Source organism: Chelativorans multitrophicus (assembly GCF_011317445.1).
GTDB lineage: Bacteria > Pseudomonadota > Alphaproteobacteria > Rhizobiales > Rhizobiaceae > Chelativorans > Chelativorans multitrophicus.
This window is the reverse complement of sequence record NZ_JAAAPL010000002.1, coordinates 265,410-290,892: the sequence shown is the minus strand read 5'-3', so window position 1 is coordinate 290,892 and position 25,483 is coordinate 265,410. Positions and strand designations below refer to the sequence as shown.

Here is a 25,483-nt window from a genome sequence, read left to right as displayed (position 1 = left end):
TCACCGCGGACAAGACGCGTCCTCCACCATCCAACTCAAGAGTGCCCCAAAGCCAATCCCCGCCTGAGCGGCGATATCCGGCACCAAGGAGGTTGGTGTCATGCCAGGCTGCGTGTTGATCTCCAGCCAGACGATCCCTTCTTCCCCAGGAAGCCGGTCGTCATAGCGGAAGTCCGAACGACTCACGCCCCGGCAACCAATCGCTTGGTGCGCCTTAAGGGCCAGTCTTTCTATTTTTTGGTAAATATTCGGTGAAATTTCCGCCGGACAAACATGCCTTGATCCGCCCGGAGCATATTTCGAATCGTAATCATAGAAGCTGTGCCCGACCGGAACGATCTCGCAGACCCCGAGCACCCGGTCCCCCATGACCGCGCAGGTGAGCTCACGCCCGGGGATATAGCGCTCGACCATGACACGCTCGCCATAACCCCATTCGGCAGAGCCCAGGACCTGCGGCGGATGCGATTGTCCCTCGCGAACGATCACCACGCCGAAGCTTGACCCCTCGGCTACCGGCTTGACGACATAAGGCGGCTCCATCGGATGTTTATCACCGATCTCGAAGCGGTTCATGACTCGGGAGGAAGCCACTGGAATACCGGCGGATTTAGCGACGGTCTTCGCCAGGTCCTTGTCCATGGCGAGAGCCGAAGCGAGCACGCCCGAATGCGTGTAGGGAATTCCCAGATATTCCAATACGCCCTGAACGGTACCATCTTCACCGAAGGGACCATGCAGCGCATTGAATGCGACGTCGGGCTTCAATTCAGAAAGGACACGGCTGACATCACGCGAGACGTCAACGCGCGAGACGCGGTAGCCCTCCGCCTCCAGGGCGTCGGCGCAGGAATTGCCTGAAGACAGTGAAACAGGCCTCTCTGACGAGAACCCGCCCATGAGCACGGCCACGTGCTTTTTCTTCATTCACCGATGCCCTTTTCCCAGCCGCGACAAGCGCAGCGCTCTCGCAACACAAAACTGCCACTTGGATGAAAGCCCCCGGCTACAAACGCGCCGACTCAAATCAGGAAATACTTCTAGCTAAAGAATCAGAGAGTTGATTCCGTGGCAAGGCCTTGAGATTCCGAAGGATTCAATTTTTGCTAAAATTTGCCAAAAGTGATCGACGCATGCCCCTTTCGGGAGACCAAAAACAGTGAACACGGCCGCGGCGGACCTTGGGGTGACAACGCGGCAGACGCAGCCATAGCCTCCGCGCAACGAGAGCCCCGGTGCTCCTGAACGGTGAACATGCGGATCGGCATTCAAGTGCCGACAGCACACCCCTGAGAAACTAAAGCAATTGGCCGAGGAACGGATCGACCGAATGGTCCGGCTTAAAGGCGCCGATACGCTTGATCTCCCACTCCAGCTTTATGCCGGAATTCTCCAAAACGCGTGCGCGAACCGTTTCGCCCAGATATTCGAGATCGTAGCCGGTTGCCGTGCCGGTATTGATCATGAAATTGCAATGCATGGGCGACATTTGGGCGCCGCCAATCATCAGGCCGCGGCAGCCGGCCCTGTCGATCTCCTTCCAGGCGGAGGTGCCCTCCGGGTTTTTGAAGGTCGAGCCTCCTGTCTTCTCCCGGATGGGCTGGACCGTTTCGCGATGATGCTGAACGGCATCCATGGCAGCCCGGATGGCCTCGCGATCCTCCGCGTAGCCTTCAAGCACAGCCGATGTGAAGATAAGCCCCTGCGATGCCGCCGATGCGCGGTAGGAATACCCCATCTCGGCATTGGAAAACACGTGCAGCTCGCCCCGACGGTCGAGCGCGCGCACCTCCACGACACGTTCGCTCGTCTCCACGCCATTCGCGCCGGCATTCATGCGCAGCGCACCGCCCAAACCTCCGGGAATGCCATGGAAAAAATGGAAGCCGCCGATGCCTGCTTCGAGCGCGAAGGCGGCAAGCCGCTTGTCCGGTATCGCCGCGCCTGCTCGGATACGGGTGGGCGAAATCACCTCGGCTTCACCAAAGCCCTTGGCTGAAAGCCGCACGACGAAACCGCGCATGCCGTCGTCGCGAACCAGAAGATTGGAGCCAATGCCGACAATCGTCACCGGGATTTCTTCAGGCACCGCTTTAAGAAAGGCCGCGAGATCCTCCTCATCCTGCGGCTGGAAAAGCAGGTCCGCCTCTCCACCCGCGCGGAACCAGGTGATCTTGTCCATGCCGGCATCCGGCGTGAGCCGCCCGCGCAGGCCGGATAGCCGGTCGCCGAGCTTTTCAAGGAGTACGGAGCCGCGGGTCACGAACAGAGTTCCTTGGGCAGGGCATAGGCCCATTGAGTGATATTGCCCGCGCCGAGAAAGACGACGAAATCGCCTTCATTGGCCGCCTCGCGCACGATGGGAGCAATCGCTTCCGGGCCCGGTATAAAGCGTGCATCGCGGTGCCCGGCAGCGCGCAGACTAGCCACCAGCGCTTCGGAGGAGATGCCGGCGATCGGCGATTCGCCCGCCGCATAGACCGGCGCCACCAAAACCGTATCGGCATCGTTGAAGCAGGCGGAGAATTCATCGAACAGATCGCGCAGCCGCGTATAGCGGTGCGGTTGGGCGATCGCGATGATGCGGCCCGACGTGGCCTCGCGCGCAGCTTTCAGCACGGCGCGGATCTCCACCGGGTGATGCCCGTAATCGTCGAAGATGCTGATGCCATTCCAGGTGCCGGTCAGCGTGAAACGGCGCTTGACTCCGCCAAAGGCGGCAAGGCCCTTGCGGATAGCCTCTTCGCCCATACCAAGTTCGTTGGCGACGGCAATGGCGGCGGTGGCGTTGGATACATTGTGCCGGCCGGGCATCGGAAGGCGCAGGTCGCGCATTGCTTTCACAGCATCGCTCTTGCGCGCGCGGATGATGACGTCGAATACGGAGTGGCCGTTCTCCATCCGATGGTTCTCGAACCGGACATCCGCCTGAAGGTTCTCGCCATAGGTGACGACGCGCCGGTCCTCGATGCGGGAGACAAGCGCCTGCACTTCCGGGTGATCAATGCACATGACGCCGAGACCGTAGAACGGCACGTTCTCGACGAACTGGCGGAAGGCCTCGCGGACCTTGTCGAAGGAGCCGTAATGATCGAGATGCTCCGGGTCGATATTGGTTATCACCGCAATATCGGCGGGGAGCTTGAGAAAGGTGCCATCGCTCTCATCGGCTTCCACCACCATCCAGTCGCCCTCTCCCATGCGGGCATTGGTGCCGTAGACGTTGATGATACCGCCATTGATGACCGTCGGGTCAAGCCCGCCCGCATCCAGGAGGGCGGCCACCATGGAGGTGGTCGTGGTCTTGCCGTGCGTGCCGCCGATGGCGACCGCCTGACGGAAACGCATGAGCTCGGCGAGCATTTCCGCGCGGCGCACGATGGGAAGGTGCCTTTCGCGCGCGGCGACATATTCCGGGTTGTCGCGCTTGATGGCGCTGGAGATCACCACGACCTCCGCATCGCCCAGATTCTCCGCTGCATGGCCGATGAAGGCTTTGATGCCCTTTTCGCGCAGGCGCACCACATTGGCATTTTCGGCCTGGTCGGAGCCCTGCACATGGTAGCCGAGCGTGTGCAGAACCTCTGCGATGCCGCTCATGCCGATGCCGCCGATGCCCACAAAGTGCACCACTCCGATTGTCTGCGGCATTTTCATGCGCTTCTTCTCCGTTTGAACTCTGTAACAGTCTCCCCCGATGCAATAGCTTCCGTAACGTCCGCCAGCAATCTCGAAGCATCCGGCCGGCCGACGCTTTTCGCCGCCGCGGCCATGGCGGCGAGTTTATCCGGCGCACCCATGGCCACTTCCAGGAGCCCGCGCAACCGCTCGGCCGAAAGCTTCTCCTGCGGCACGATCTCTGCGCCGCCCGCGCGTTCGAGCGCAGTCGCGTTGGCGGCCTGGTCGTGATCGAGCGCGTAAGGATAAGGCACGAGAATGGCCGGACGGCCTATGACTGCAATCTCGGATACCGTGGAAGCGCCTGAACGGGAAATAACCAGATGCGCATCGGCGATTCGGCTGGCAAGATCGGTGAAGAAGGGGGAAACCTCCGCCTTCACGCCCAGTTCGTCGTAGGCGGAGCGGACTGGTCCTTCGTCCTCCGGTCGAGCCTGCTGCACGATCCTGAGTCGGGACCGCAGGGTCGCAGGCAGCAGGCGGACGGCCTCGGGCACCACCTGCGAGAAATACTGCGCGCCCTGGCTGCCGCCGAAGACGAGCAGGCGGAAGACCCCTCGCCCGCTGGAAGGCGCATAGGGTGTGCCGGACGCCTGGATGACCGCTGGGCGAACCGGATTGCCGGTCAGGACGGTCTTCGATGCGAAGGGGCCGTCGCTCTCGGGCAGGAATCCCCCGGCAATGGCCGTCACGCGCGGCGCGAGCGCCTTGTTGGCGCGGCCCATTACGGCGTTCTGCTCATGAACAAGGGTGGGCACCTGGCGCCTGGTCGCCGCATAGAGCGGCGGCAGGGTGGGATAGCCGCCGAATCCCACCACCGCCGCCGGCTTCAGGCGGTTGATCAAGGCGGTGGACTGTTTGAAACCGCGCCAGATGGAAAGCCCGCTTTTGAGAAGTGCTAAGGGATTGCGCGAGCCGAACGTTGCGGAGTCTATCGCGTGGATTTCGTCAGCGGGAAATGTGCCGGCAAAGCGGGTCGCGCGCTTGTCGGTGGCAAGATGCACCGACCAGCCCCGCGCCCGCAATTCATGCGCTAGGGCCTCTGCCGGAAAGAGATGGCCGCCCGTCCCACCGGCGGAGAGAAGAATGGTTCGTCCAGCCATTTCAGCCCGCAGCCGCGGCCCTGCCGGAAATAGCGGAGAAGCTCACCGGCCGGCGCTTCTCCGGCCGGCGGCGCGCCAACGCCAGCACAAAACCCATCGAGATGGCCATGGCAATGAGCGAGGAGCCGCCATAGGAGATGAATGGCAGCGTCATGCCCTTGGCCGGCATCATGCGGACATTGACGGCCATGTTGATGATGGATTGCAGGCCGAAAAGCACGACGAGGCCGGAAAGCGCATAGCGCGTAAAATCGTCTTCCTGACGCCGCGCGATCGAAAGCCCCCGCAGCACGACGAAGGCAAAAAGGGCGAGGATGATGAGGCACATGATGAGGCCGAATTCCTCTCCCGCCACGGCGAAGACGAAGTCTGTGTGGCTGTCGGGCAGGATGCGCTTGACTGAGCCCTCGCCCGGACCCTGGCCGAGCCAGCCGCCGCGCGTCAGCGCCTCCAGGCTCATATCCACCTGATAGGTGTCTCCTTCCCCGGTGACGAAGCGATCGATACGCTCGGCCACATGCGGAAAAACGACATAGGCGGCGACCGCACCGGCAGCGCCCAGCGCGCCGAGCACGAGGATCCACAGCCATGGCATGCCGGCGATGAAAAACATCGCGCCCCAGGTGGCAAGAACGAGCATGGTCTGCCCGAGATCCGGCTGGGCGACAAGCAAGGCCGCGACGAGACCGAGGAGCAGCATGGCAAAGAGATTGCCGGGAATCTCCGGCTGCCGCGCGTGCTCGGCGAAGAGCCACGCGCAGATCACCACGAAAGCAGGCTTCATATATTCGGAAGGCTGGATCGACAGGCCGAAAAGATGGATCCAGCGCCGCGAGCCCTTAACCTCCATGCCGAAAAAGAGCGTCGCCACCATGAGCAGGAGCGCGATGCAGAGCATCGCGAGGGCGACCCGACGCACCTGGCGCGGATTGAGGAAGGAAATGCCGATTAGAACCACCAGCGCCGGGATCATGTAGACGATCTGGCGTGTCACGAAATGATAGCTCTCAAGGCCGATGCGCTCGGCCACCGCCGGGCTCGCGGCGAAGGAAAGCACGACGCCGAGTCCCATGAGAAAGAGGAATGCGGCAAGGAACCATCGGTCGACAGTCCACCACCAGTTCGCCACCATGGAGCGGTCGGTACGGCTGATCATGCCCTCTTCTCCCCAATAAGCTCAATGCCCGGCAGGGCGCGCACCGCATCGCGAAACGCTTCACCCCTGACCTCGAAATTTCTGAACTGATCGAAACTCGCACAGGCCGGTGACAACAGGACCACCACATCGCCGGCGGGATCATCGGCCGCATCCCGCGCGGCGTGCTGAACTGCGGCTGCGATGGTACCGGAGATCTCGTAATTTGTCGCCTCTCCGATCGTGGCGGCAAAGGCGGGTGCCGCCTCGCCAATGAGATAGGCCTTGGCGATGCGCGGGAAATACTGTCTCAGGCTCGCGATACCGCCGGCCTTGGGCAATCCACCGGCGATCCAATAGATGCGCGGGAAGGACGAGAGGGCCGGAGCCGAGGCATCGGCATTGGTGGCCTTCGAATCGTTGACGAAGAGCACGTGTCCCAACTTGCCCACCTGTTCCATGCGGTGAGCAAGCCCCGGGAAGCTCCTGAACCCCGTTTGGATTTCCGCAGGCGAGAGACCGCAGGCAAGGCATGCGGCCGCCGCGGCCAACGCATTTTGGGCGTTGTGCCGGCCGCGCAGGGACCCGATGCCTTCGAGCGAGAAAAGCGGCTCGGCCTTGCCCTGCCCGGCGCGAAACAACTGGGTTCCATCAGCGAAGAAACCGTCCTCCAGCGTGCCGGTCAGGGAAATCCGCGAAACTTTCCGGCCAGCCTTCTCCAGCCGGTCGGCGACGGCGCGGCAATATTCGTCGTCCACCCCGATAATCGCCGTGTCACTGCCCGCCACCAGCCGCTCCTTGATGGCAGCGTAATTCTCCATCGTGCCATGCCGGTCGAGATGGTCGGGCGTGATGTTGAGGAGCACGCCGGCAGTGGGATTGAGCGTCGGCGAAAGGTCGATCTGATAGGAGGAGCATTCGAGCACGTAATGACGATCCGCAACGGGCGGATCGAGCGTCATCACCGCGCGGCCGATATTGCCCCCCATCTGGGTATCGCGTCCGGCGGCCTTCAGCACATGGGCCGTGAGCGCCGTCGTCGTCGATTTCCCGTTCGTGCCGGTGATCGCCACCAGCGGGGCGTGCGCGGCATGCATCCGCCGCTCCCGCACGAAAAGCTCGATATCGCCGATGATCTCGACGCCCGCCGATCGCGCCAGCTCCACGCTCCAATGCGGGTGGGGATGGGTGAGCGGCACGCCGGGAGCGAGCAAGAGCGTGTGGATTGAGCGCCAGTCCGCATCGCGCAGATCACCGGTCTTAATGCCTTCGGCCTTGGCCTTGGCCACGCTTTCGGGATTATCGTCCCAGGCAAGCACCTCGCCACCGCCGGCCATAATCGCCTGGGCGGTCGCGATGCCCGAACCGCCGAGGCCGAACAGCGCGACTTGTCTGCCGTGGAAGGTGGTGGCGGGGATCATTGGAAAAGCCCCACCTGGATACACAGCCGGACCATTCCCACCCCCTACCGCAGCTTCAGCGTTGAAAGCCCGATCAGCGCCAGGACGACGGCAATGATCCAGAACCGGATCACGACCTGGCTCTCCGTCCAGCCGAGCTTTTCGAAGTGATGGTGGATCGGCGCCATGAGGAAGACGCGCTTGCCGGTCATCTTGAAGACGGCGACCTGGATGATGACGGACAGAATCTCGATCACGAAAAGGCCACCGATAATGGCAAGCACAATCTCGTGTTTGGTCGCTACCGCCACGGTGCCGATAAGCCCGCCGAGCGCCAGCGAACCGGTATCGCCCATGAAGATCGCCGCCGGCGGCGCGTTGAACCAGAGGAAGCCGAGCCCGGCGCCGATCACCGCGCCAAGGATGACCGAGAGTTCGCCCGTTCCCGGCACGAAATGGATCTGCAGGTAATCCGCGAAGATCGCATTTCCCGACAGATAGGCGATCACGCCGAAGGAGGCGGCCGCCACCATCACCGGCACCGTGGCGAGCCCGTCAAGGCCGTCGGTGAGATTGACCGCGTTGCCTGCGCCGACGATCACGAAGGCGGCGAAGGGGATGAAGAAGATTCCGAGATTGAGCAGCAGTTCCTTGAAGAATGGGAAAGTGAGCGAGGAGGAGAACGGCTCCTGCCCCGCGCTCATGATGATCCAGGCGGCAAAGCCCGCTATCACGAATTCGAGCGCCAGACGGGATTTCCCGGAAAAGCCCAGATGCGACTGCTTCGTGACCTTCAGATAATCGTCGTAGAAGCCGATGGCGCCGAAACCGACCATGACCATCAGCACCACCCAGACGTAAACGCTGGACAGATTGCCCCACAGAATGGATGAGCCCAGGATACCGGAAAAGATCATCAGTCCGCCCATCGTGGGCGTGCCGGCCTTCTTGAAATGGGTCTGCGGCCCGTCAGCCCGGATCGGCTGGCCTTTGCCCTGGCGAAGCCGCAGCGAGCTGATGATCGCTGGCCCGAAGAGGAAGACGATGAATGCAGCCGTTATCAGCGCGCCTCCGGTGCGAAAGGTTATGTAGCGAAAAACATTTAGCACCGAGAATTCATCGGCGAGTGCAACCAGCAGCATCAACATCGAAAACAGCCCCCGCGCCTGTCCGCGCTATCAAACCCGGCCCGGTTCATCGACCGCCGCCGGATAATTCTTCAAAAGTACGTCGACCAGCCTGGACAGGCCGATGCCGTTCGACGACTTCACCATGATCGCATCTCCGGGCTGCAGCAGCTCAAGGAGAAGCGGCTGCAATTCCTCCACTGTCGGCCGGTACTCTACGAGGCGGCCGGGCGGCGCATTGTCCGCAAGCGCCTTCATCTCCGTCCCTGCCAGAAGGAGGATATCCGTCTTGGTTCCGGCGATGATATCGCCAAGCGCCGCGTGCAGCTTTTCCGAATGGACGCCCAGCTCAAGCATATCGCCAAGCACGGCGATGCGGCGCCCCCCGTTCGAAACGGGCGAGCTGTCGAGCACCTGCAAGGCTGCCTTCATGGAGGCGGGATTGGCGTTGTAGCTTTCATCGATGAGGGTGAACATGCCCTCGCCGATCCCCAGATGATGGAGCTTGCCCCTTCCCGCCTCGGCAGAGAAATCGCCGAGCGCGGCAAGAAGCTTCGACACGTCCGCGCCGGCGAGATATCCCGCGCCGATCACCGAGAGAGCATTCTGCACCATGTGCCGCCCGGGCGCGCCGATCCGGCCGATGAGCTCCTGACCGGCGACCTTTATCGTGACCACCGAATGATCGCCCTGGGGCTCTTGCTGGGCCAGGCGGAAATGGGAACGCACATTCTCGCCGAAGCCCCAGACATTCCTGATACCCGCTTCGGCCGCCATATCGGCAAGAAGTTTGAAGCGCTGGTCGTCCCGGTTGATGATCGCGTGGCCACCGGGGACCACGCCGGCAAAGATCTCGCCCTTGGCCTCGGCGATCTCGTCCAGGCTTTTAAAATGGCCGAGATGCGCGGCCGCAATCAACGTAACGATCGCTATATGGGGTTTTACGAGCTGCGTCAGCGGCTCGATCTCCCCGGCATGGTTCATCCCGATCTCGAAAATGGCGAAATCTGCACCGGCAGGCAGACGGGCGAGCGAGAGGGGCACACCCCAATGATTGTTGAAGGAGCGGGCGGCGGCATGCACCGTCCCCACGCTCGAGAGAGCGTGGCGCAGCATCTCCTTGGTGGTGGTCTTGCCCGCTGAACCGGTGACGGCGATCACCTTGCCCCGGCTGCGCGCGCGGGCGGCGGCGGCAAGGTCGCGCAGCGCCTTCAGCACATCGGGAACCACGACCTTCGGCACGGTAAGCCGCCCCAGCGCCGGAAGCTTTTCCTCCGAAATGACGAGCAGGCCGGCGCCGGCGGCCATGGCCAGGGTGGCAAAGTCGTGCCCGTCGAAACGGTCACCCTTGATGGCAAAAAAGGCTTCGCCACGCTGGAGGGTTCTGCTGTCGATGGAAATGCCCGTCACGCCTTCGGGCAGCGCCCCGAAGGGGCGGCCGCCGACAGCCGCCACAAGGTCGTCCGAAGTCCATAGAAGCGTCACGCAGTCCTCTCCTTCAGCGCCCGCCGCACCTCCTCGTGATCGGAAAACGGGAGTTTTGTGCCCGCGATTTCCTGGCCGATTTCATGGCCCTTGCCCGCGACAATTAATGTATCGCCTGAGTTAAGCATCGCGACAGCGGTCCGTATGGCCTCGCGCCGGTCGCCGATTTCGGTTGCCTCCGGCACCGCCTCCAGGATCGCCCTGCGGATCTCCGCGGGTACTTCCGAGCGCGGGTTATCGTCGGTCACGATCACCACATCCGCAAGCCGACGCGCGATTTCCCCCATGATTGGCCGCTTTCCGGGATCGCGGTCGCCGCCGCAGCCGAAAACGACGATGACGCGGCCGGTCGTGAAGGGCCGCACCGCCTGGAGCACATTCTCAAGCGCGTCGGGCTTGTGCGCGTAATCCACATAGATCTGCGCGCCGTCTTCCGTTGTGCCGGTGAGTTCCAGCCGCCCGGAAGCACCTTTCAGGTGCTCCAGCGCCGCAACGGCCTTGTCGGCGGGAAGACCCGTGGAGATGGCGAGCCCCGCCGCCACGAGCGCGTTGCCGACCTGGAAATCGCCGGCGAGCGGCAGCATGATGTCATAGATCATGCCCTCGTGTTCAATCTCCGTCCTTTGCCGGTGACGCTCGTGCTCTACGCGCTTGATCGTCAGGAAGGTTCCCCTGCGGCCGACGGTGAGAAGTTGGAGGCCCGCCGCAAGAGCGACCTTTTCCGTAGGTTCCGACCACGGATCGTCGGCGAAGATGACCGCAGGAGCGCCCTTTGGCAGCAGCGTTTTGAACAGCCGCATCTTAGACTGATGATAGTGCTCGACCGTTGGATGGTAATCCATATGGTCTCTGCCCAGATTGGTGAAGCCGCCCGCGGCAAGCTTCACACCGTCGAGCCGGCGCTGGTCGAGCCCGTGGCTCGAAGCCTCCATGGAGGCGTGGGTGACACCCGCATCCGCAAGCTCGCGCAGGAGCTTGTGAAGGGAGACCGGATCGGGCGTTGTAAGCTCGCCATATTCATCGCGGCCGGGGGCCACGACACCGGTGGTTCCGATCGAGGCGGCGGCAAGGCCCGCCTTCTCCCAGATCTGGCGCGTGAAGGCGGCGACCGAGGTTTTCCCGCTGGTTCCGGTCACTGCGACCATAGTGGCAGGCTGAGCGCCATAGAGCCGGGCTGAAGCAAGCGCCAGCACATGTCGGGGATCATCGGCTTCGATGACGGGCACCCCGACATCGCCAACCGTCCCCGGCCTGGCGATGATGGCCACGGCGCCCCGGCCCGCGGCATCAGCCGCATAGGCGGCGCCGTCGGCTTTTGAGCCTTGCAACGCAAAGAAAAGATCCCCGGCGTTCACCCGCCGGGAATCCGATGCAAGACCGGAGATCGTCGTTTCACCCGCTATGGATCCGCTCAGCGGCAGGATATCGGCAAATTCGCCCAGCTTCATCGCATCCCAGTACTCTCTGCGGTCCGTTCCGCTCGTTGTGTCCGGAATCACCGGTAGGAGACCAGCAAAGCGTCACTTTCATGGCTGAAATCCGGCTCCACGCCAAGTAGCGGCGCGGTACGCCGGATAACATTCCCCACAACTGGTGCGGCATTGAGGCCGGATGTGGCGGACATGCCGGGTTTTTCGCCCTTCGGTTCGTCCAAAATGACCACAACGACATATTCCGGATCGTTGATCGGATAGGCCGCGAGGAAGGCGTTGAAGCGCTTGTCGTTTGAGTAACGGCCGTTGACCACCTTCTCCGCGGTGCCGGTCTTGCCGCCCACATAAAAGCCGGGCACATCGGCGCGCGAACCGGAGCCGCCCGTTCCCTTCTGCACGTTGAGGCGGAAGAGGTAACGGATCTGGGCGCTGGTTTCCGGCGAGATCACCTGGGTGGCGACGGCCTGCGCTTCTTCCTCGGTGCGCGGCAGGAAGGTGGGCGGAATGAGCTTGCCGCCATTGACCATGGCGACCGCGGAAACCGCCGTCTGAAGCGGCGTGGTGGCCACACCGTGGCCGAAGGAAATGGTCACGGAATTGATTTTCTTCCACACCTTGGGCTCGGTCGGCTGAGCAACCTCGGGCAGCTCGGTCTTCATCTTGTCGAGAAGGCCGACCTTCTTGAGAAATGCGCGGTGCCCTTCAATGCCGACCACATCGGCCATCTTCGCCGTGCCGATATTGGAGGAATAGATGAACACCTCCGGCACAGACAGCACACGCCCTTTGCCGTGAAAGTCATTGATGGTGAAACCGCCGAGGCGCAGCGGACGCGACGCGTCGAAACGGTCGGTCATTTTGACATGCCCGGAATCGAGCGCCATGGCCGTCGTGAAGAGCTTGAACGTGGACCCCATTTCGAACACGCCCGCCGTCATGCGGTTGATCCGGTCCTTCTCAAGCGCGTTATAGGGATTGTTGGGATCGTAGTCCGGGAGCGAGACCATCGCCACCACCTCGCCGGTGCGCGCATTGAGGATTGCGCCGCCCGCCGCGATCGCGTGATAGCGGTCCATGGCCTGGGAGAGCTCGTCGTGAAGGATGTATTGCGCTCTCAGATCAATGGAGAGGCGAACGGGTTCGAGCGTGTCCGGTCCGGCGAGGCCCAAGGCCTGAAGATCCGCCAGGCCCTGATCGTCGACATATTGCTCCATGCCGGCGATGCCCTTGTTATCGATGTTGACCAGCCCCAGGATGTGCGAAGCGGTCGCGCCGCCGGGATAAAAGCGGGTCTTCTCGGTGCGAAAACCGAGGCCGGGGATACCCAGCGCCAGGATATCGCTCTGCTGACGCGGCGAAAGCTGCCGGCGCAGCCAGACGAAGCCGGCATCGCTGTCGAGCCTGCGGTAGGTCTGCTCATAGTCGAGGTCCGGCAGCACCTTTTGCAGCTTCTCGATCACCTCATCGATATCGATGATGTGGCGAGGCTCCGCGAAGAGCGAAGATGTCTTGATGTCGGTGGCGAGCACTTCGCCGTTCCGGTCGAGCAGATCGGGCCGCGAGGCAGTGGGTCTTGTTTGCGGCAGGTTGACGGGTGCCTCCTCAATCAGCCCCAGATGCACAAGCCTGGCGCCGATCGCACCGTAAATGCCGAGGATCATGGCCATCGCCAGGACAATGCGGCTCTGCGCCCGGCCGGACGTCGCCTTTCGCCGCCCCTGCAGCACGATCGAAGCTTGCTCCGCAGTCGGCGCGGAGCGCTTGAAACGCCAGGGAAGAAGCTTCATGGGCGTACTCCGCCGGTTGCGGTGGGATCGATTTCTTGCGCGGGATCGGCAACACCAAGTTCAGCGATCAGATCGCCCACTTTGTCGACCGGGAAGGGAATGCTCCCGAGCGCCGAGAAATCGACGATCTGCTGCGCCTGCGTCACCTGAAGCCCGAGTTCGGTCTGGTATGCTTCAGCCAGCTTCTGCAGACGCCCGGGCTGGGTGAACAGGCTCCAATCGGCTTTGAGAATGTCGATCGAATCCTTCTCGAGCTGAATGTTCGTTTCCAGCTTGCCGATGCGGTCCATCATGGCTTCCGCGTCATGCTTGGTCTTGTAGGTGAACGCGGCTGCCGAGAGCATCACCGCAATCAGGACGACGTCGCTGGTCCGAAACAACATGCGCCTACCTTGCTTTCTCGCCGAGCTGTTCAGTGACGAACAGCGCAGGAACACCGAACAGTTTGAAATCCTGGACGCCAGCCGGATGAGCCGTGCGCCGCGCCGCCCTCAGGTGCGCAGAGCGGGCGCGAGGGTTTTCCGCCGTCTCCGCCTCGCCGGGAGAGACTGGCTTCATCGGCTTCTCGAATACCGGCTGCGCCGCGGCTTTTTCCGGCAGATGCCGCGATTGTGCCTGCGGTCCCGATCTGGCCTGCAAAAAGCGCTTCACGATTCTGTCTTCAAGAGAGTGGAAAGTGACCACGGCGAGAATGCCGCCCGGCTTCAAAAGCCGCTCGGCGGCGAAGAGCGCGCGGGCGAGTTCGCCCAATTCGTCATTGACGAAGATGCGCAATCCCTGAAAGACGCGCGTCGCCGGGTGAATTTTGTCAGTCGGCCTATGGCCGATGACACGCTCAACCAGCTCCGCCAGATCGCCCGTCGTCCGAAACGGTTTTTCGGCGCGGCCCTTTTCAATGGCGCGGGCAATGCGGCCTGCGTGACGCTCCTCGCCCAAAAGGCCGAAGATGCGGGCCAGATCGCCCGCCTTGAATTTATTGACCACGTCGGCCGCGCTTGTTCCCTCCTGGCCCATACGCATGTCGAGCGGCCCTTCCCTGCGAAAAGAGAAGCCGCGCTCGGCCTGATCGAGCTGCATGGACGAGACCCCGACATCGAGCACAATGCCGTCGAGCATCTCTCCGGCAATCTCCTCCATCTCGGAAAAACGCCCGCGCTCCAACCGCAGCCTTGGGGCGAACTCCTGGGCAAGTGGTTTGCCGCCGGCAATCGCGTCGGGATCCTGGTCGATCGCGATCACGTCGGCTCCTGCTTCCAGCAATGCGCGGGTGTAACCGCCCGCGCCGAACGTGCCGTCGAGGATCAGCTTGCCCCGTGCGGGCTCAAGCGCTTCCAGCACCTCCGCCAGAAGAACCGGAAGATGAGGAGCCGGCACGGCGCCAGCGCCATATCCGCCAGAGCCCGTCATGTTTCCGGCAGGGCCGCAGCCCGCGCCTCTGATGCCTGCTGCCGCAGCTTGAGAAGCCTCGACCGCACGGCCGCGGCATGAGCCTTGAGCCGCTCCGGCTCCCACATCTGGAAGAACAATCCGCGCCCCACAAACGCCACCTCCGTGGCGATGCCTGTGTGCTCCCGGATGAAATCCGTAATGCTGATCCGCCCGTCCTGATCCAGCTTCAGGAAGCTGCCATCCCCATGCACGAAAAAGGACATGTCGTCCGCCGTTTGCAGAAACGGATCCTCCAGCGCAATGCGCTGCTCGTACCGGTCGAGCAGATCCGGCCCGCCGACATCCATTGCCGGAACGTCCAGGGCACGCAACGCGTAGAGTTCGGCAAAGCCGCGCCTTTGCACCACGGACCGGAAATGCGCCGGAACGGAAACCCGACCCTTCGTGTCGATCTTGTTGACGGCGCTCGATAAAAACCGGTCCATATCCTATGACGGCGACTGGCGACGTCCTGCCCCTCTGCATTGCTCCGACCGCAGGAAATTGCGGCTCCTCAAGCGATCTGCGCGCCCTCACGCGCAAATGCACACCCGCACCCGCCCAAACCGCGGGCAGAACACCCCTCGACGCCTGACTGAAACGAAAACTGATGAAGTCATGGGATAGCATGGGACATCATGGGCGTCAACGGGAACAAGCCCCACAATAGGCGCCCGGAAACCGAGCTCTCCGGGCTTCACAACGAGGCCTGATTATGCGGCGTTAACGCTAACAAAGGGTTAGGAGAACGGACGGAGGGGGGCGTCGCCTGGCGGCAGACCTGCCCAATCGCGGGCGCTCGAGCGATATTCGAACGCGGGAAGAATATGTATCCCCGCCGGAGGAAAGATCTGCAAATAACTGAAATGAATAAATACCAGCCGGTCTGTAAGCCGGGTTCTGTATGGCCGCGCCGCCGAGACGGCGCGACGTGACGGCCATTCCTCTGGGACCGGCGTCGCCGCCGGCCTCAAGCAACCTACCCGAACGGCCGGGCCGGAAATGCCCTGAAGGTTGCCCTTCGCGCCGTTCCTATTCGGTCTTGCTCCCGGTGGGGTTTACCGTGCCGTTCCTGTTGCCAGAAACGCGGTGGGCCCTTACCCCACCCTTTCACCCTTACCCCGCCTGTAAATCGGCCTTCGAACCGAGGCCGGCTTCAAAGGCCGATTTACCGGCGGGGCGGTCTGCTTTCTGTGGCACTTTCCCTAGGGTTACCCCCGCCGGGTGTTACCCGGCACCGTATTTCCGTGGAGCCCGGACTTTCCTCACGCGCGGCCTTTCGGCGCTTGCGCGTGCGGCCGTCCGACCGGCTGGTAGTGCGTATAAAGGCATTCCGAAGGCAAAAGGCAATGGGCTTTGCTTATTTCCCGCCAATCAGGCGCTTAACCTTTGCGCAATAAGCAGAGGAAACGGGGTTCATGCGCTTTGCCGCATGGCCGGCATTGTATTTCAAGATGACGGAACAGGTTTTACCGCCCCCCAGTTCAAATGCCTTACCCAGATATTTCATGCCGTACTTGATGTTGGTTTCGGGCTCGTAAAGGCCCTTTGCGGAACCGGTATAGCCCATCATTCGCGCGGTTGCCGGCTTGATCTGCATCAGGCCGATTTCGCCCGCTCTTCCCCTGACAGTGGGGCGATAGCTGCTTTCCAGCGATACCACCGCGTGGGCGAGCGAAACAGGCACGCCATATTGAGCCGCATAGCGGGAGATTATCGAGTGAAAGGGGCGCCCATCCTGTTTCGCGGGCTGCTTCGGCACCCGCGTGGAAGCAGTGATCGTCTCGTCCAACGCCTTCTCTTGACCGCCCCCGGCGCTTTTGGCCTGCGCCCGCTTCATTGCTTGCGACAGAGTGCTAGGAGCAGCTTCTGCATTTGCCGTCGCTAAACTTTCCCTAGGAGAAGCATCCTTTGCACTCGAGACAATAGTCATCGCCCCGACAGCGATTGCTGTCGCAATAAAGACCCTGATTTTCATAGTTACCCGTTTTTTATCGCCGCTGTTTCGACAACTGCGTTTCTTGGTTTCTCTTTTGTCGGTCGGAGTGATACCGCCCGCCACCGATGAGGCTCGGTTTTAAGGTGGAAGATGAACCAAAAAGGGCTGACTTGATAAAAAAACAATACAGGTTGTAATATCTCGACGAAAAGGCCGCTTAATTCATCTATTTCGGCAGGGCCAAAATCAGCTTTTCGAGTGTCGAGCATGTCGAAGAATCGGCAATGCCATTGACGGCTGAAGGGCGGAAATGCCGCTGGAACGCAGCAACGACCGTTTCGGTTTCGGCATCGAAAACGCCCGTTTTTTCAATTCCGTAGCCATATTCAGCCAAGCGGCGTTGTAGCCCCGCGACCGCAGAGCCCCGATCACCGGGCGCAAGCACCTCGCCGCCGGTGACCCGCTCCGGATCGACGTAATGGCCAACGCCCATCTCGGCGAGTCGCTTCCATGGAAATTTTTCGCCCGGATCGACCTTGCGGCCGGGTGCGGTGTCGGAATGGGCGAGCACCCTTTGTGGCAGAATTGCGTTCCGGCGGCAGATATCCAGGCAAAGAGCGGCCACGGCGTCGATCTGGACAGAGGGAAAGTCGCGATAGCCGAACTGGTGACCCGGATTGACGATCTCCACTCCGATGGAGAACGAATTGACGTCGTCCTCGCCCTTCCAGCTGCCCCTGCCCGCATGCCAGGCGCGCGCTGCTTCGGGAACCATCTGGACCACGCGCCCATCCTCGTGCGCCAGATAATGCGAAGAAACTTCGCTGGTCGGATTGCAAAGCCAATCCTCCGCCGCCTGGCCGCTCGTCATTCCGGTGTAGTGCAAGATGATAGCATCGGGCTTGCGCCCCTTTCGCCTCTCGCCGAAATTTGGAGAGGGCCGCACCGCCGCCTCGGGAAAATCGGGCGGAAAACCGGTCATACCGGTAGCCAGCTCTTCTCGATCTGCTCGAAAGCGGCATTGATCGCCGCAAGCCGGGCATTAGCAATGGCCAGGAACTCCATGGGCACTCCGCGTGCAACCAGCCTGTCCGGGTGGCTTTCCATCACCAACTCGCGATAACGCCGTTTGATTTCGGGGAACGGCATGTCGGGGCTCACCCCCAGCAGGACGTAAGGATCCGCCCTGTCTCCCAGGACATGGCGCGCACGGATACGGGCGTAATGGCTCTCGCTGATGGAAAAAATGTCAGCCACCCGCGCGAGAAAGCTGTTCTCGCGCTCATGCAAAACGCCATCCGCCTTGGCGATGTGAAAAAGCCCGTCGAGGATGTCTTCCAGCATCGGGCAATCCGCCGAGCCCGACCCGCAGAGACCCGCCATCTGCCTCGCATAGGCCTCGAATCCCGCCACATCCTGCTTGGCGAGATCATAGAGGCGCGTGACATTGTGCATTTCATGACGAGGAAAGGAAAAGATGTCATGGAAGGCGTGCACCTCGTTAGGGGTCACAACACCGTCTGCCTTGGCCATCTTGGCGGAAAGGGCGATCATCGCGATGGAGAATGCCACGCGCCTGCGCAGCTCCGGATCTCCCTGCAAAATCGTGCGGACAGCCTCGATGATAGCTGAAAGCGCGCCGCTCGAGGCGGATGCGACATATTCGGAAATGCGGCGGAGCATAGACATCTGATCCGCACTTCTAAGGTCATTTGAGGCTGATTTCGAGGCAGCTTTTCGTCGCACTCGGGCCGGTGCGGAAAATTCAGTTCTCTTGCGCGGGGACGTGGTATCGACCTTTCCTTGAAGAGAAGGGCCGGATATCCGGCCCTTCTGCTCTTTCCTGAAGCCATCCGAGCATAACTCAAGGATTTTCCGCCGGCGAGATACCGGGAGCTTCAGGCACTTTCCGTTTCTTACTGCGCCGTATCGCCGCCCGTCGTGCCACCGGTGTCGGCCGGAGGCGTAGCTGCCGGAGGCGTGGTGGGCGAGGTCTGCGTTCCATCCGGCTCCACGCTCTGCGTGGTGGTGTTGTCGGAATCGCCACAAGCGGCCAAGCCCAGCAGGGCAGCGCCGCAAACCAGACCGGTCAGGATCTTCTTCATGGAATATGTCTCCCTTGCCAATGCAGCCCAATCTTTGGGCAGCCGCTTCGGAAATGCGCGGAAACCAGCGCGGTTTCCTCACATTCGATGACAGTCTGTTATGGTTCCCGACCGCCGAGGCGGCTGCTGCACTGGGTGTTGACGTTCCGAGCGACATATTGCTGTTTGCCTCGTGTCGTCGTTTGGAGAGAATGAATGGCTGCCGGAAAATGGGACTTTTGGATCGATCGTGGAGGCACTTTCACCGATGTAATCGGCCGGGATCCCGACGGTAGCCTTTACCAACGGAAGCTCTTGTCGGAAATTCCAGAAGCCTATCGCGATGCCGGCATCCAGGGCATACGCGAACTGCTGGGCCTGCCGCCGCACGGACGTATCCCCTCCGACAGGATCGGCGAAGTGAAGATGGGCACCACTGTCGCCACCAATGCTCTCCTGGAGCGGAAGGGCGACCGCGTGCTTCTCCTGATCACCAGGGGCTTTCGCGATGCGTTGCGTATCGCCTACCAGGCGCGGCCGGACATCTTCGCCAAGGAGATCATCCTGCCCGAGCAGCTTTATGAACGGGTTGTCGAGGTGCCGGAGCGCGTGCGCGTGGACGGCCTCGTTGAGACGGAGCTCGACCTGGAATCCGTGCGGCACCAGATGGAGCAGGCACGGCGCGAGGGCATTGCGGCGGTGGCGATCGTCTTCATGCATGCCTGGAAATACCCCGCACATGAGCAGAAGGCAGCGGAGCTTGCACGCGATCTGGGCTTCACGCAGATCTCCGTCAGCCATGAGACCTCGCCGCTGATCAAGCTTGTCGGGCGCGGCGACACGACTGTCGTGGATGCCTATCTCTCGCCGATCCTCGCCCGCTATGTGCGGCTGGTGGGAGGAGAGTTGGGAATGGGTCCCCTATCCCCCCTCGTGGGGGAGATCGGCCAGCCGCACACTCCCCGCCTCAAATTCATGATGTCCTCGGGTGGGCTGACCGCCGCAAACATGTTCCAGGGCAAGGATGCGATCCTTTCCGGCCCCGCCGGCGGCGTGGTCGGCATGGTGGAGACGGCGCGCATCGCCGGCTTTGATAAGGTCATCGGCTTCGATATGGGCGGCACCTCGACAGATGTCGCCCATTACGAGGGCGAATATGAGAGGGCTTTCGACACGGAAGTGGCGGGCGTGCGCATCCGCGCGCCGATGATGCGCATCCACACGGTGGCGGCGGGCGGCGGCTCGATCCTGCATTACGAGGACGGGCGGCTGAAGGTCGGCCCGGATTCGGCGGGCGCCAATCCCGGTCCTGCCTGCTATCGCCGCGGAGGGCCGCTTGCCGTGACCGACGCCAATGTGATGCTGGGCAAGCTCCAGCAGGACTTCTTCCCCGCGATCTTCGGGCCTGAGCAGAACCTTCCGCTAGACGCGGAAATCGTGCGCCGGCGCTTTTCCGAACTTGCCGATAAGATCGGCGAGGGACGCAGCCCGGAAGCGGTGGCGGAAGGCTTCATCACCATCGCCGTGGACAACATGGCCAATGCGGTGAAGAAGATCTCCGTCCAGCGTGGCTACGACGTGACACGCTATCTTCTCAACTGCTTTGGCGGGGCTGGCGGGCAGCATGCCTGCCTGGTGGCGGACGCGCTGGGCATGGAAGCCGTGCTGATCCATCCCTTCTCCGGCCTACTTTCGGCCTATGGAATTGGGCTGGCGACCGTTTCCGCCTCACGCCAGAAAGCGCTCTTGAGGCCGCTGTCTCGCGCCGCGCGGTCCGACATCGAAGCGATGATTTCGGAGCTGCAGACCGAAGTTTCCAGCGAACTCAAGGAACAGGGGATCGAGTCCGGCTCGACCAAGTGGCGCATCCGGCTGGAAATCCGCTATGAGGGCACCGACACCACGCTCTCCATTCCCTTCGACGACCGGTCGCTGGAGGAGGCCAGGAAGCGCTTCGAGGCAGCCCACAAAGCGCAATTCGGCTTCGTCTATGACGATAAACCCCTTATCGTAGAAGCGGTGAATGTCGAAGGCGTCGATACGGGGCATGCTTCGCCCGAGGAGCAGCTTTTCCCCCTGAACGACGAGACGCCGGCGCCACATCTCACACGGCAGATCTTCTGCGAGGGCGCGTGGCACGATGCCGGCATCTTCCTGCGTTCGCAGCTTTCGCCCGGCAATCGCGTCGCGGGTCCCGCGCTTATAATCGAGGACCATCAGACCATCGTGGTGGAGCCGGGCTGGCAGGCCGAAATCACCGCGCGCAACCATGTGCTGATGCGCCGAGTGGAGAAGAAGGCGCGCCAGGCCGCGATCGGCACCGAAGCCGATCCTGTGATGCTGGAGGTTTTCAACAACCTATTTATGTCCATCGCCGAGCAGATGGGCGTAACGCTGCAGAACACGGCCTATTCGGTGAACATCAAGGAGCGGCTTGATTTCTCCTGCGCCGTCTTCGACCGCCATGGCGCGCTGGTGGCGAATGCTCCGCATATGCCGGTGCATCTGGGCTCGATGGACCGTTCGGTGGAAACGATCATCCGCCTGAACGAGGGCGATATCCATCCCGGCGACGTCTTCGCACTCAACGCGCCGTATAACGGCGGCACGCACTTGCCGGACATTACGGTGGTGACGCCGGTGTTCGATGAGAAGGGTAAGGAGATCCTCTTCTGGGCGGCCTCGCGCGGGCATCACGCCGATGTGGGCGGTACGGCGCCCGGCTCCATGACGCCGCTGGCCACGACCGTGGACGAGGAAGGCGTGCTCTTCGACAATTTCCGTCTGGTGGAGCGGGGAAGGTTTCGGGAGAAGGAGCTTTACGAGCTCCTGACGAACCACCCCTACCCCGCCCGCAACCCGCACCAGAACATCGCCGACCTGAAGGCGCAGATCGCCGCCAACGAAAAAGGCGCGGCCGAATTGAAGAAGATGGTGGCAGATTTCGGGCTGGATGTCGTCGAGGCCTATATGGGCCATGTACAGGACAACGCGGCCGAAGCCGTGCGCCGCGTGCTGGAGCGCCTGCCGGACGAATCTTCTTACGAATACCCCACGGACACCGGCCAGGTGATCAAGGTGAAAATCACCGTGGATCGCCAGAAACGGGAAGCAACCGTTGATTTCACCGGCACCTCGAAGGTCGAGGAGAACAATTTCAACGCGCCGGAGCCGGTCACGCGCGCGGCGGTGCTCTATGCATTCCGCGTCATGGTCGAGGGCTCGATCCCGATGAATGCCGGATGCCTGCGGCCGATAAACATCGTCATCCCCGAGGGATGCATGCTGCACCCCTCCTATCCGGCCGCCGTAGTGGCGGGCAATGTGGAGACCTCGCAGCACGTCACGAACGCGCTTTTTGCCGCCATGGGCGCGCTTGCGAATGCCCAAGGGACGATGAACAATCTCACCTTCGGCAATGAGACCTATCAATATTACGAGACGATCTGCTCAGGCTCCCCCGCCGGCCGCATGAACAACGGCCGAGGCTTTCACGGCACGTCGGGCGTCCACACCCATATGACGAACTCCCGCCTCACGGACCCCGAGATCCTTGAGCTGCGCTTCCCCGTTCTGCTGGAGGACTTCCATATCCGTGGCGGCTCGGGCGGCAAGGGCAAGTGGAATGCGGGTGACGGAACCAGGCGCACGATCCGCTTCCTCGAAAATATGGAATGCGCAATCCTCTCCTCCCATCGCACCACTGCGCCGCGAGGCATCGATGGCGGCGGCGATGGACAACTGGGCCGAACCGAGGTGCGCCGCAAGGATGGCCGCATCGAAGTCTTGAAGGGATGCGACCAGACCAAGATCGAGGCCGGCGAGGCGGTGATCGTCACCACGCCCACCGCGGGAGGATTTGGGAAGGGTTGAGAGGGCAAACCCATCGATCATGAGGGCTGCTGCCGGCTCTCTCTCTTAAGCATCGGCGCTGATCCACAGCGCCGTCACACAGCGTCACATCTTCTTCAATCGCCTGTCATCGAGTTGCGCTAACCGGTCGGGGAATGCCCAAGGGGACTCTAGGCGATGACAGATCTTTCCGCCGATATCGGCTTCTCCTCCCGCCGCCGCATCGGCAAGGCCGTCTACCAGAACAAGCTTTTTTCCAAAGACGGGCTTTCGGAGCGGCTGTTCGCGCTGCTTTTCTCCGGACTGGTCTATCCGCAGATCTGGGAAGATCCCGAAGTGGATATGGCCGCCATGGAGCTGGGCGAAGGCCACCGGGTGGTAACGATCGCCTCTGGCGGCTGCAACATGCTCGCCTATCTCACGCGCTCGCCCGCGCATATTGACGTCGTGGACCTCAACGCCGCTCATGTGGCGCTCAACAGGCTGAAGCTCACCGCCTTCGCCGCGCTCCCCAACTTCGAGGATGTGCTGCGCTTCTTCGGCGAGCCCGGCCATAGCGCCAATGTGCCGGCCTATGACCGTTTCATCGCGCAGAAGCTCGATGCTCCCTCCCGCCGCTATTGGGAAGGACGCGATCTCATGGGCCGGCGGCGGATTTCCGCTTTTGGCCGCGACTTTTACCGGACAGGGCTTCTCGGCTTCTTCATATCCATGGGCCACCGTGTGGCAAAGTTCCACGGCGTTGATCCTTCGGAAATCATGCAATCGGTCAATTTGCGCGAGCAGCGCCGCTTTTTTGACGAGCAGTTGCAGCCTTTATTCGAAAAGCCGCTCATCCGCTGGGCGACCTCGCGGAAGGCCTCGCTCTTCGGGCTGGGCATTCCTCCCGCGCAGTATGACGCCTTGCTCGGCTCTGGCGACGGCAACATGGCCGAGGTGCTTTCCACACGGCTTGAAAAGCTCGCCTGCCATTTCCCGCTCAAGCAGAACTACTTTGCCTGGGCCGCTTTCGCCCGCCGCTATCCGCGCGAGGGCGAGGCGGAGCTGCCTGCCTATCTCAAGCGCGAGAATTTCGCGACGATCCGCGCCAATACTGGCCGTGTCTCGGTTCACCACGCCAATTTCGTGGAGCTTCTGGCGGGAAAGCCCGCAGGCAGCGTCGACCGTTTTGTGCTTCTGGACGCCCAGGACTGGATGAACGACCAGCAACTCAACACGCTCTGGAGCGAGATCACGCGCACGGCCGCTCCCGGTGCCCGCGTCATTTTCCGCACCGCCGCACAGCCGACCCTGCTTTCAGGTCGCCTCTCGGATGCGCTCCTCGACCAGTGGAGCTACAAGTTCGCGCGCTCGCGCGAGCTGTCCGCGCATGACCGCTCCGCTATCTATGGCGGCTTCCACCTTTATGTGAAGAACGACGCATGAGCGCGGCCGCCGACAGCCCTTCCCATGCGCGCCTGATGGACGGCGTCTATCGCCATCAGCGCCATATCTACGACCTCACCCGCAAATTTTACCTGCTCGGCCGCGACGACCTGATCGCGGGCTTGGGCGTGCCGCGCGGCGGGTCGGTGCTGGAACTGGGCTGCGGCACGGGCCGGAACTTGGCGCTCGCTGCGGAGCGCTACCCGAAAGCGCTTTTCTATGGGCTCGATATTTCCAGCGTGATGCTGCAAACCGCGCAGAAGCGGCTCCACCGCGAGCATATCCACGATATCGTGCGGCTGGCCCAGGGCGACGCGTCCGCTTTCAATGCGGGGGCACTGTTTGGTCGCCAGCACTTCGACCGCGTTTTCCTCTCTTACGCGCTGTCTATGATCCCGCCTTGGGAGCGGACGGTCTCAGCAGCCCTTGATTGCGTTGAGCCGGGTGGTTCTCTTCACATCGTGGATTTCGGACGGCAGGAGCGCCTGCCCGGCTGGTTCCGCCACGGCCTGCATCGCTGGCTTGAAGCCTTTCATGTCACCCCGCGCGATTCTCTGCGCGAGGTACTTGAATCGGAGTGCAAAAAACGTCGCGCAAGCCTCAGTTTTGATTCGCGTTTCGGCGGCTATGCGGTGCATGCGATCGTTCAGGTATCCTGACCGCGGCGCCCGCTGAGCGCTCTCCCCTAGTCGCGGCCGGCTTCCTCGCTCCCGACGCCGCCTCGCTTGGCTCCTTTCTGATCCGTTTCGGAGCCCTGCTTCTTTTCTGCTTTTTCGCCCTTCTTGTGTTCTGACCGTTCCAATTGGCGATCGATCACTTCGCGCGAGCCTTCTGCCGGGTCATCCGGATGTGGATTTGTGGGCATGGTGCATCCTCCATTCGAAACGACCGAACTGATCGATAAGGAGGAAGGTTCCTCGGGGACCGTCCCTGGAACATTGCCTCGCCGAACGCGGTTTTTACTTTCAAAGGAGATACCGCAATGTCGAGCAAGCTGCCCCCTGTCCCGCCGGAAAACCAGAGTCATAAAGGACCCGGCGGCACGAATCCTCCCCGCCCCGATGACACTGAGCACGGCACCCACGGAGCCCCGGATCCCGACCGGCAGGCCCAGCAGGGCAACTCGAAGGTGAATACGACGCACCAAGGTTATCAGCAGGACCGCTGAGAGGAGCAGACAGATGTCCACCTCGAAAAAGACGCCTGCCAGCATCCGGCAAGGAGGGCCTGGCGCGGCGCACGAAAATGCAAAAGAGCCGCTCCGTGTGCCCAAACCAGGCGCAGACGATGACCGGCGTAACCAGAGCCGCGTATCCGGCGGCGGTGGTGAACGAGATCGCCACCACACGCACAAACCCGCCAGCAAGGGCGGCAAGTGATCCGGCTATGAGGCGGAGGATTAGGCAGTCTCTCGCATCAAGGTGAACTGCGCGGTCAGAACACGCCGAGCACCGACAGCACCACGAGCGTCAACACGACCGAGATAATGAGCGATCCTAAACAGCCGATGCGATTTGAGAAGAAGAAAAACATGCTTCCCCAACGCGGCCGCTTGAGGAATGTTGCACTGGTAAGCCGTTTCGGGAGATCGGTCATTAAAGCATGCG

The 25,483-nt window shown here is 62.0% G+C and carries 23 protein-coding genes and 1 other RNA gene; 4 read left to right on the top strand and 20 right to left on the bottom strand.

Annotation, left to right across the window (positions count from 1 at the left end):
* The 18 genes from GNP00_RS12080 to GNP00_RS11995 form a co-directional block, all read right to left on the bottom strand.
* Positions 1-927 (bottom strand): D-alanine--D-alanine ligase, encoded by a 927-nt coding sequence (locus GNP00_RS12080; RefSeq protein WP_011581339.1) that lies wholly within the window; start codon positions 925-927, stop codon positions 1-3.
* A gap of 370 nt (positions 928-1,297) precedes the next feature.
* Positions 1,298-2,296 carry a UDP-N-acetylmuramate dehydrogenase gene (gene murB / locus GNP00_RS12075; protein ID WP_085953091.1) on the bottom strand — a complete coding sequence of 333 codons (999 nt, stop codon included), beginning with the start codon at positions 2,294-2,296 and terminating at the stop codon, positions 1,298-1,300.
* Positions 2,260-3,657: a UDP-N-acetylmuramate--L-alanine ligase gene (murC, locus tag GNP00_RS12070; RefSeq protein ID WP_011581341.1), complete on the bottom strand. Its 1,398-nt coding sequence runs from the start codon at positions 3,655-3,657 to the stop codon at positions 2,260-2,262. Before murC ends, murB begins: the two co-directional genes overlap by 37 nt.
* The gene (gene murG / locus GNP00_RS12065; RefSeq protein ID WP_011581342.1) at positions 3,654-4,781 is read right to left on the bottom strand and encodes an undecaprenyldiphospho-muramoylpentapeptide beta-N-acetylglucosaminyltransferase; all 1,128 of its coding nucleotides are present in this window, start codon (positions 4,779-4,781) and stop codon (positions 3,654-3,656) included. Before murG ends, murC begins: the two co-directional genes overlap by 4 nt.
* Before the next feature lies 1 nt (position 4,782).
* On the bottom strand, positions 4,783-5,937 hold the full coding sequence (gene ftsW / locus GNP00_RS12060; protein ID WP_011581343.1) for a putative lipid II flippase FtsW: 1,155 nt from the start codon (positions 5,935-5,937) through the stop codon (positions 4,783-4,785).
* Positions 5,934-7,337, bottom strand: a complete 1,404-nt coding sequence (gene murD / locus GNP00_RS12055) for a UDP-N-acetylmuramoyl-L-alanine--D-glutamate ligase (protein ID WP_011581344.1) — start codon at positions 7,335-7,337, stop codon at positions 5,934-5,936. Before murD ends, ftsW begins: the two co-directional genes overlap by 4 nt.
* 44 nt (positions 7,338-7,381) lie before the next feature.
* A complete protein-coding gene (gene mraY / locus GNP00_RS12050; RefSeq protein WP_011581345.1) occupies positions 7,382-8,464 on the bottom strand; it encodes a phospho-N-acetylmuramoyl-pentapeptide-transferase in 1,083 nt (360 codons plus the stop codon).
* A 30-nt stretch (positions 8,465-8,494) separates the two neighbouring features.
* The gene (locus tag GNP00_RS12045) at positions 8,495-9,928 is read right to left on the bottom strand and encodes a UDP-N-acetylmuramoyl-tripeptide--D-alanyl-D-alanine ligase (RefSeq protein WP_011581346.1); all 1,434 of its coding nucleotides are present in this window, start codon (positions 9,926-9,928) and stop codon (positions 8,495-8,497) included.
* A complete protein-coding gene (locus GNP00_RS12040; protein ID WP_011581347.1) occupies positions 9,925-11,376 on the bottom strand; it encodes a UDP-N-acetylmuramoyl-L-alanyl-D-glutamate--2,6-diaminopimelate ligase in 1,452 nt (483 codons plus the stop codon). Before GNP00_RS12040 ends, GNP00_RS12045 begins: the two co-directional genes overlap by 4 nt.
* A gap of 47 nt (positions 11,377-11,423) precedes the next feature.
* Positions 11,424-13,148, bottom strand: coding sequence for a peptidoglycan D,D-transpeptidase FtsI family protein (locus GNP00_RS12035; protein ID WP_011581348.1), 1,725 nt, complete (start codon positions 13,146-13,148; stop codon positions 11,424-11,426).
* A complete protein-coding gene (gene ftsL / locus GNP00_RS12030) occupies positions 13,145-13,528 on the bottom strand; it encodes a cell division protein FtsL (RefSeq protein ID WP_041545417.1) in 384 nt (127 codons plus the stop codon). Before ftsL ends, GNP00_RS12035 begins: the two co-directional genes overlap by 4 nt.
* 7 nt (positions 13,529-13,535) lie before the next feature.
* Positions 13,536-14,555 carry a 16S rRNA (cytosine(1402)-N(4))-methyltransferase RsmH gene (rsmH, locus tag GNP00_RS12025; protein ID WP_011581350.1) on the bottom strand — a complete coding sequence of 340 codons (1,020 nt, stop codon included), beginning with the start codon at positions 14,553-14,555 and terminating at the stop codon, positions 13,536-13,538.
* Positions 14,552-15,022, bottom strand: a complete 471-nt coding sequence (mraZ, locus tag GNP00_RS12020; RefSeq protein WP_011581351.1) for a division/cell wall cluster transcriptional repressor MraZ — start codon at positions 15,020-15,022, stop codon at positions 14,552-14,554. The genes rsmH and mraZ overlap by 4 nt, the downstream gene beginning before the upstream one ends.
* A 427-nt stretch (positions 15,023-15,449) precedes the next feature.
* An RNA gene (gene rnpB / locus GNP00_RS12015) (RNase P RNA component class A) lies at positions 15,450-15,890 on the bottom strand.
* A gap of 46 nt (positions 15,891-15,936) precedes the next feature.
* Positions 15,937-16,554, bottom strand: a complete 618-nt coding sequence (locus GNP00_RS12010; protein WP_166016117.1) for a lytic transglycosylase domain-containing protein — start codon at positions 16,552-16,554, stop codon at positions 15,937-15,939.
* A 187-nt stretch (positions 16,555-16,741) separates the two neighbouring features.
* Positions 16,742-17,497, bottom strand: coding sequence for an N-acetylmuramoyl-L-alanine amidase (locus tag GNP00_RS12005; RefSeq protein ID WP_011581353.1), 756 nt, complete (start codon positions 17,495-17,497; stop codon positions 16,742-16,744).
* Positions 17,494-18,204 (bottom strand): J domain-containing protein, encoded by a 711-nt coding sequence (locus tag GNP00_RS12000; RefSeq protein ID WP_011581354.1) that lies wholly within the window; start codon positions 18,202-18,204, stop codon positions 17,494-17,496. Before GNP00_RS12000 ends, GNP00_RS12005 begins: the two co-directional genes overlap by 4 nt.
* A 227-nt stretch (positions 18,205-18,431) precedes the next feature.
* Positions 18,432-18,620, bottom strand: coding sequence for a hypothetical protein (locus GNP00_RS11995; protein ID WP_041544714.1), 189 nt, complete (start codon positions 18,618-18,620; stop codon positions 18,432-18,434).
* A 195-nt stretch (positions 18,621-18,815) separates the two neighbouring features.
* Here GNP00_RS11995 and GNP00_RS11990 point away from each other — a divergent pair, with 195 nt between their 5' ends.
* The 3 genes from GNP00_RS11990 (at position 18,816) to GNP00_RS11980 (ending at position 24,535) form a co-directional block, all read left to right on the top strand.
* Positions 18,816-22,472: a hydantoinase B/oxoprolinase family protein gene (locus tag GNP00_RS11990; RefSeq protein ID WP_011581355.1), complete on the top strand. Its 3,657-nt coding sequence runs from the start codon at positions 18,816-18,818 to the stop codon at positions 22,470-22,472.
* A 156-nt stretch (positions 22,473-22,628) separates the two neighbouring features.
* Positions 22,629-23,876 carry a BtaA family protein gene (locus GNP00_RS11985; RefSeq protein WP_011581356.1) on the top strand — a complete coding sequence of 416 codons (1,248 nt, stop codon included), beginning with the start codon at positions 22,629-22,631 and terminating at the stop codon, positions 23,874-23,876.
* Entirely contained in the window at positions 23,873-24,535 is a 663-nt protein-coding gene (locus GNP00_RS11980) for a class I SAM-dependent methyltransferase (RefSeq protein WP_011581357.1), read from the top strand. The genes GNP00_RS11985 and GNP00_RS11980 overlap by 4 nt, the downstream gene beginning before the upstream one ends.
* A 26-nt stretch (positions 24,536-24,561) precedes the next feature.
* Here the strand turns inward: GNP00_RS11980 and GNP00_RS11975 are convergent, their stop codons facing one another.
* Complete coding sequence (locus GNP00_RS11975; protein ID WP_041544715.1) at positions 24,562-24,741, bottom strand: hypothetical protein; 180 nt, start codon at positions 24,739-24,741, stop codon at positions 24,562-24,564.
* 316 nt (positions 24,742-25,057) lie between these two features.
* On the opposite strand from GNP00_RS11975, the gene GNP00_RS11965 reads away from it, so the two are divergent.
* Positions 25,058-25,255, top strand: a complete 198-nt coding sequence (locus GNP00_RS11965; RefSeq protein WP_041544717.1) for a hypothetical protein — start codon at positions 25,058-25,060, stop codon at positions 25,253-25,255.
* A gap of 55 nt (positions 25,256-25,310) precedes the next feature.
* Here GNP00_RS11965 and GNP00_RS11960 read toward each other — a convergent pair whose 3' ends face one another.
* Positions 25,311-25,472: a hypothetical protein gene (locus tag GNP00_RS11960; RefSeq protein ID WP_157038070.1), complete on the bottom strand. Its 162-nt coding sequence runs from the start codon at positions 25,470-25,472 to the stop codon at positions 25,311-25,313.
* Between the last annotated feature and the right edge of the window lie 11 nt (positions 25,473-25,483).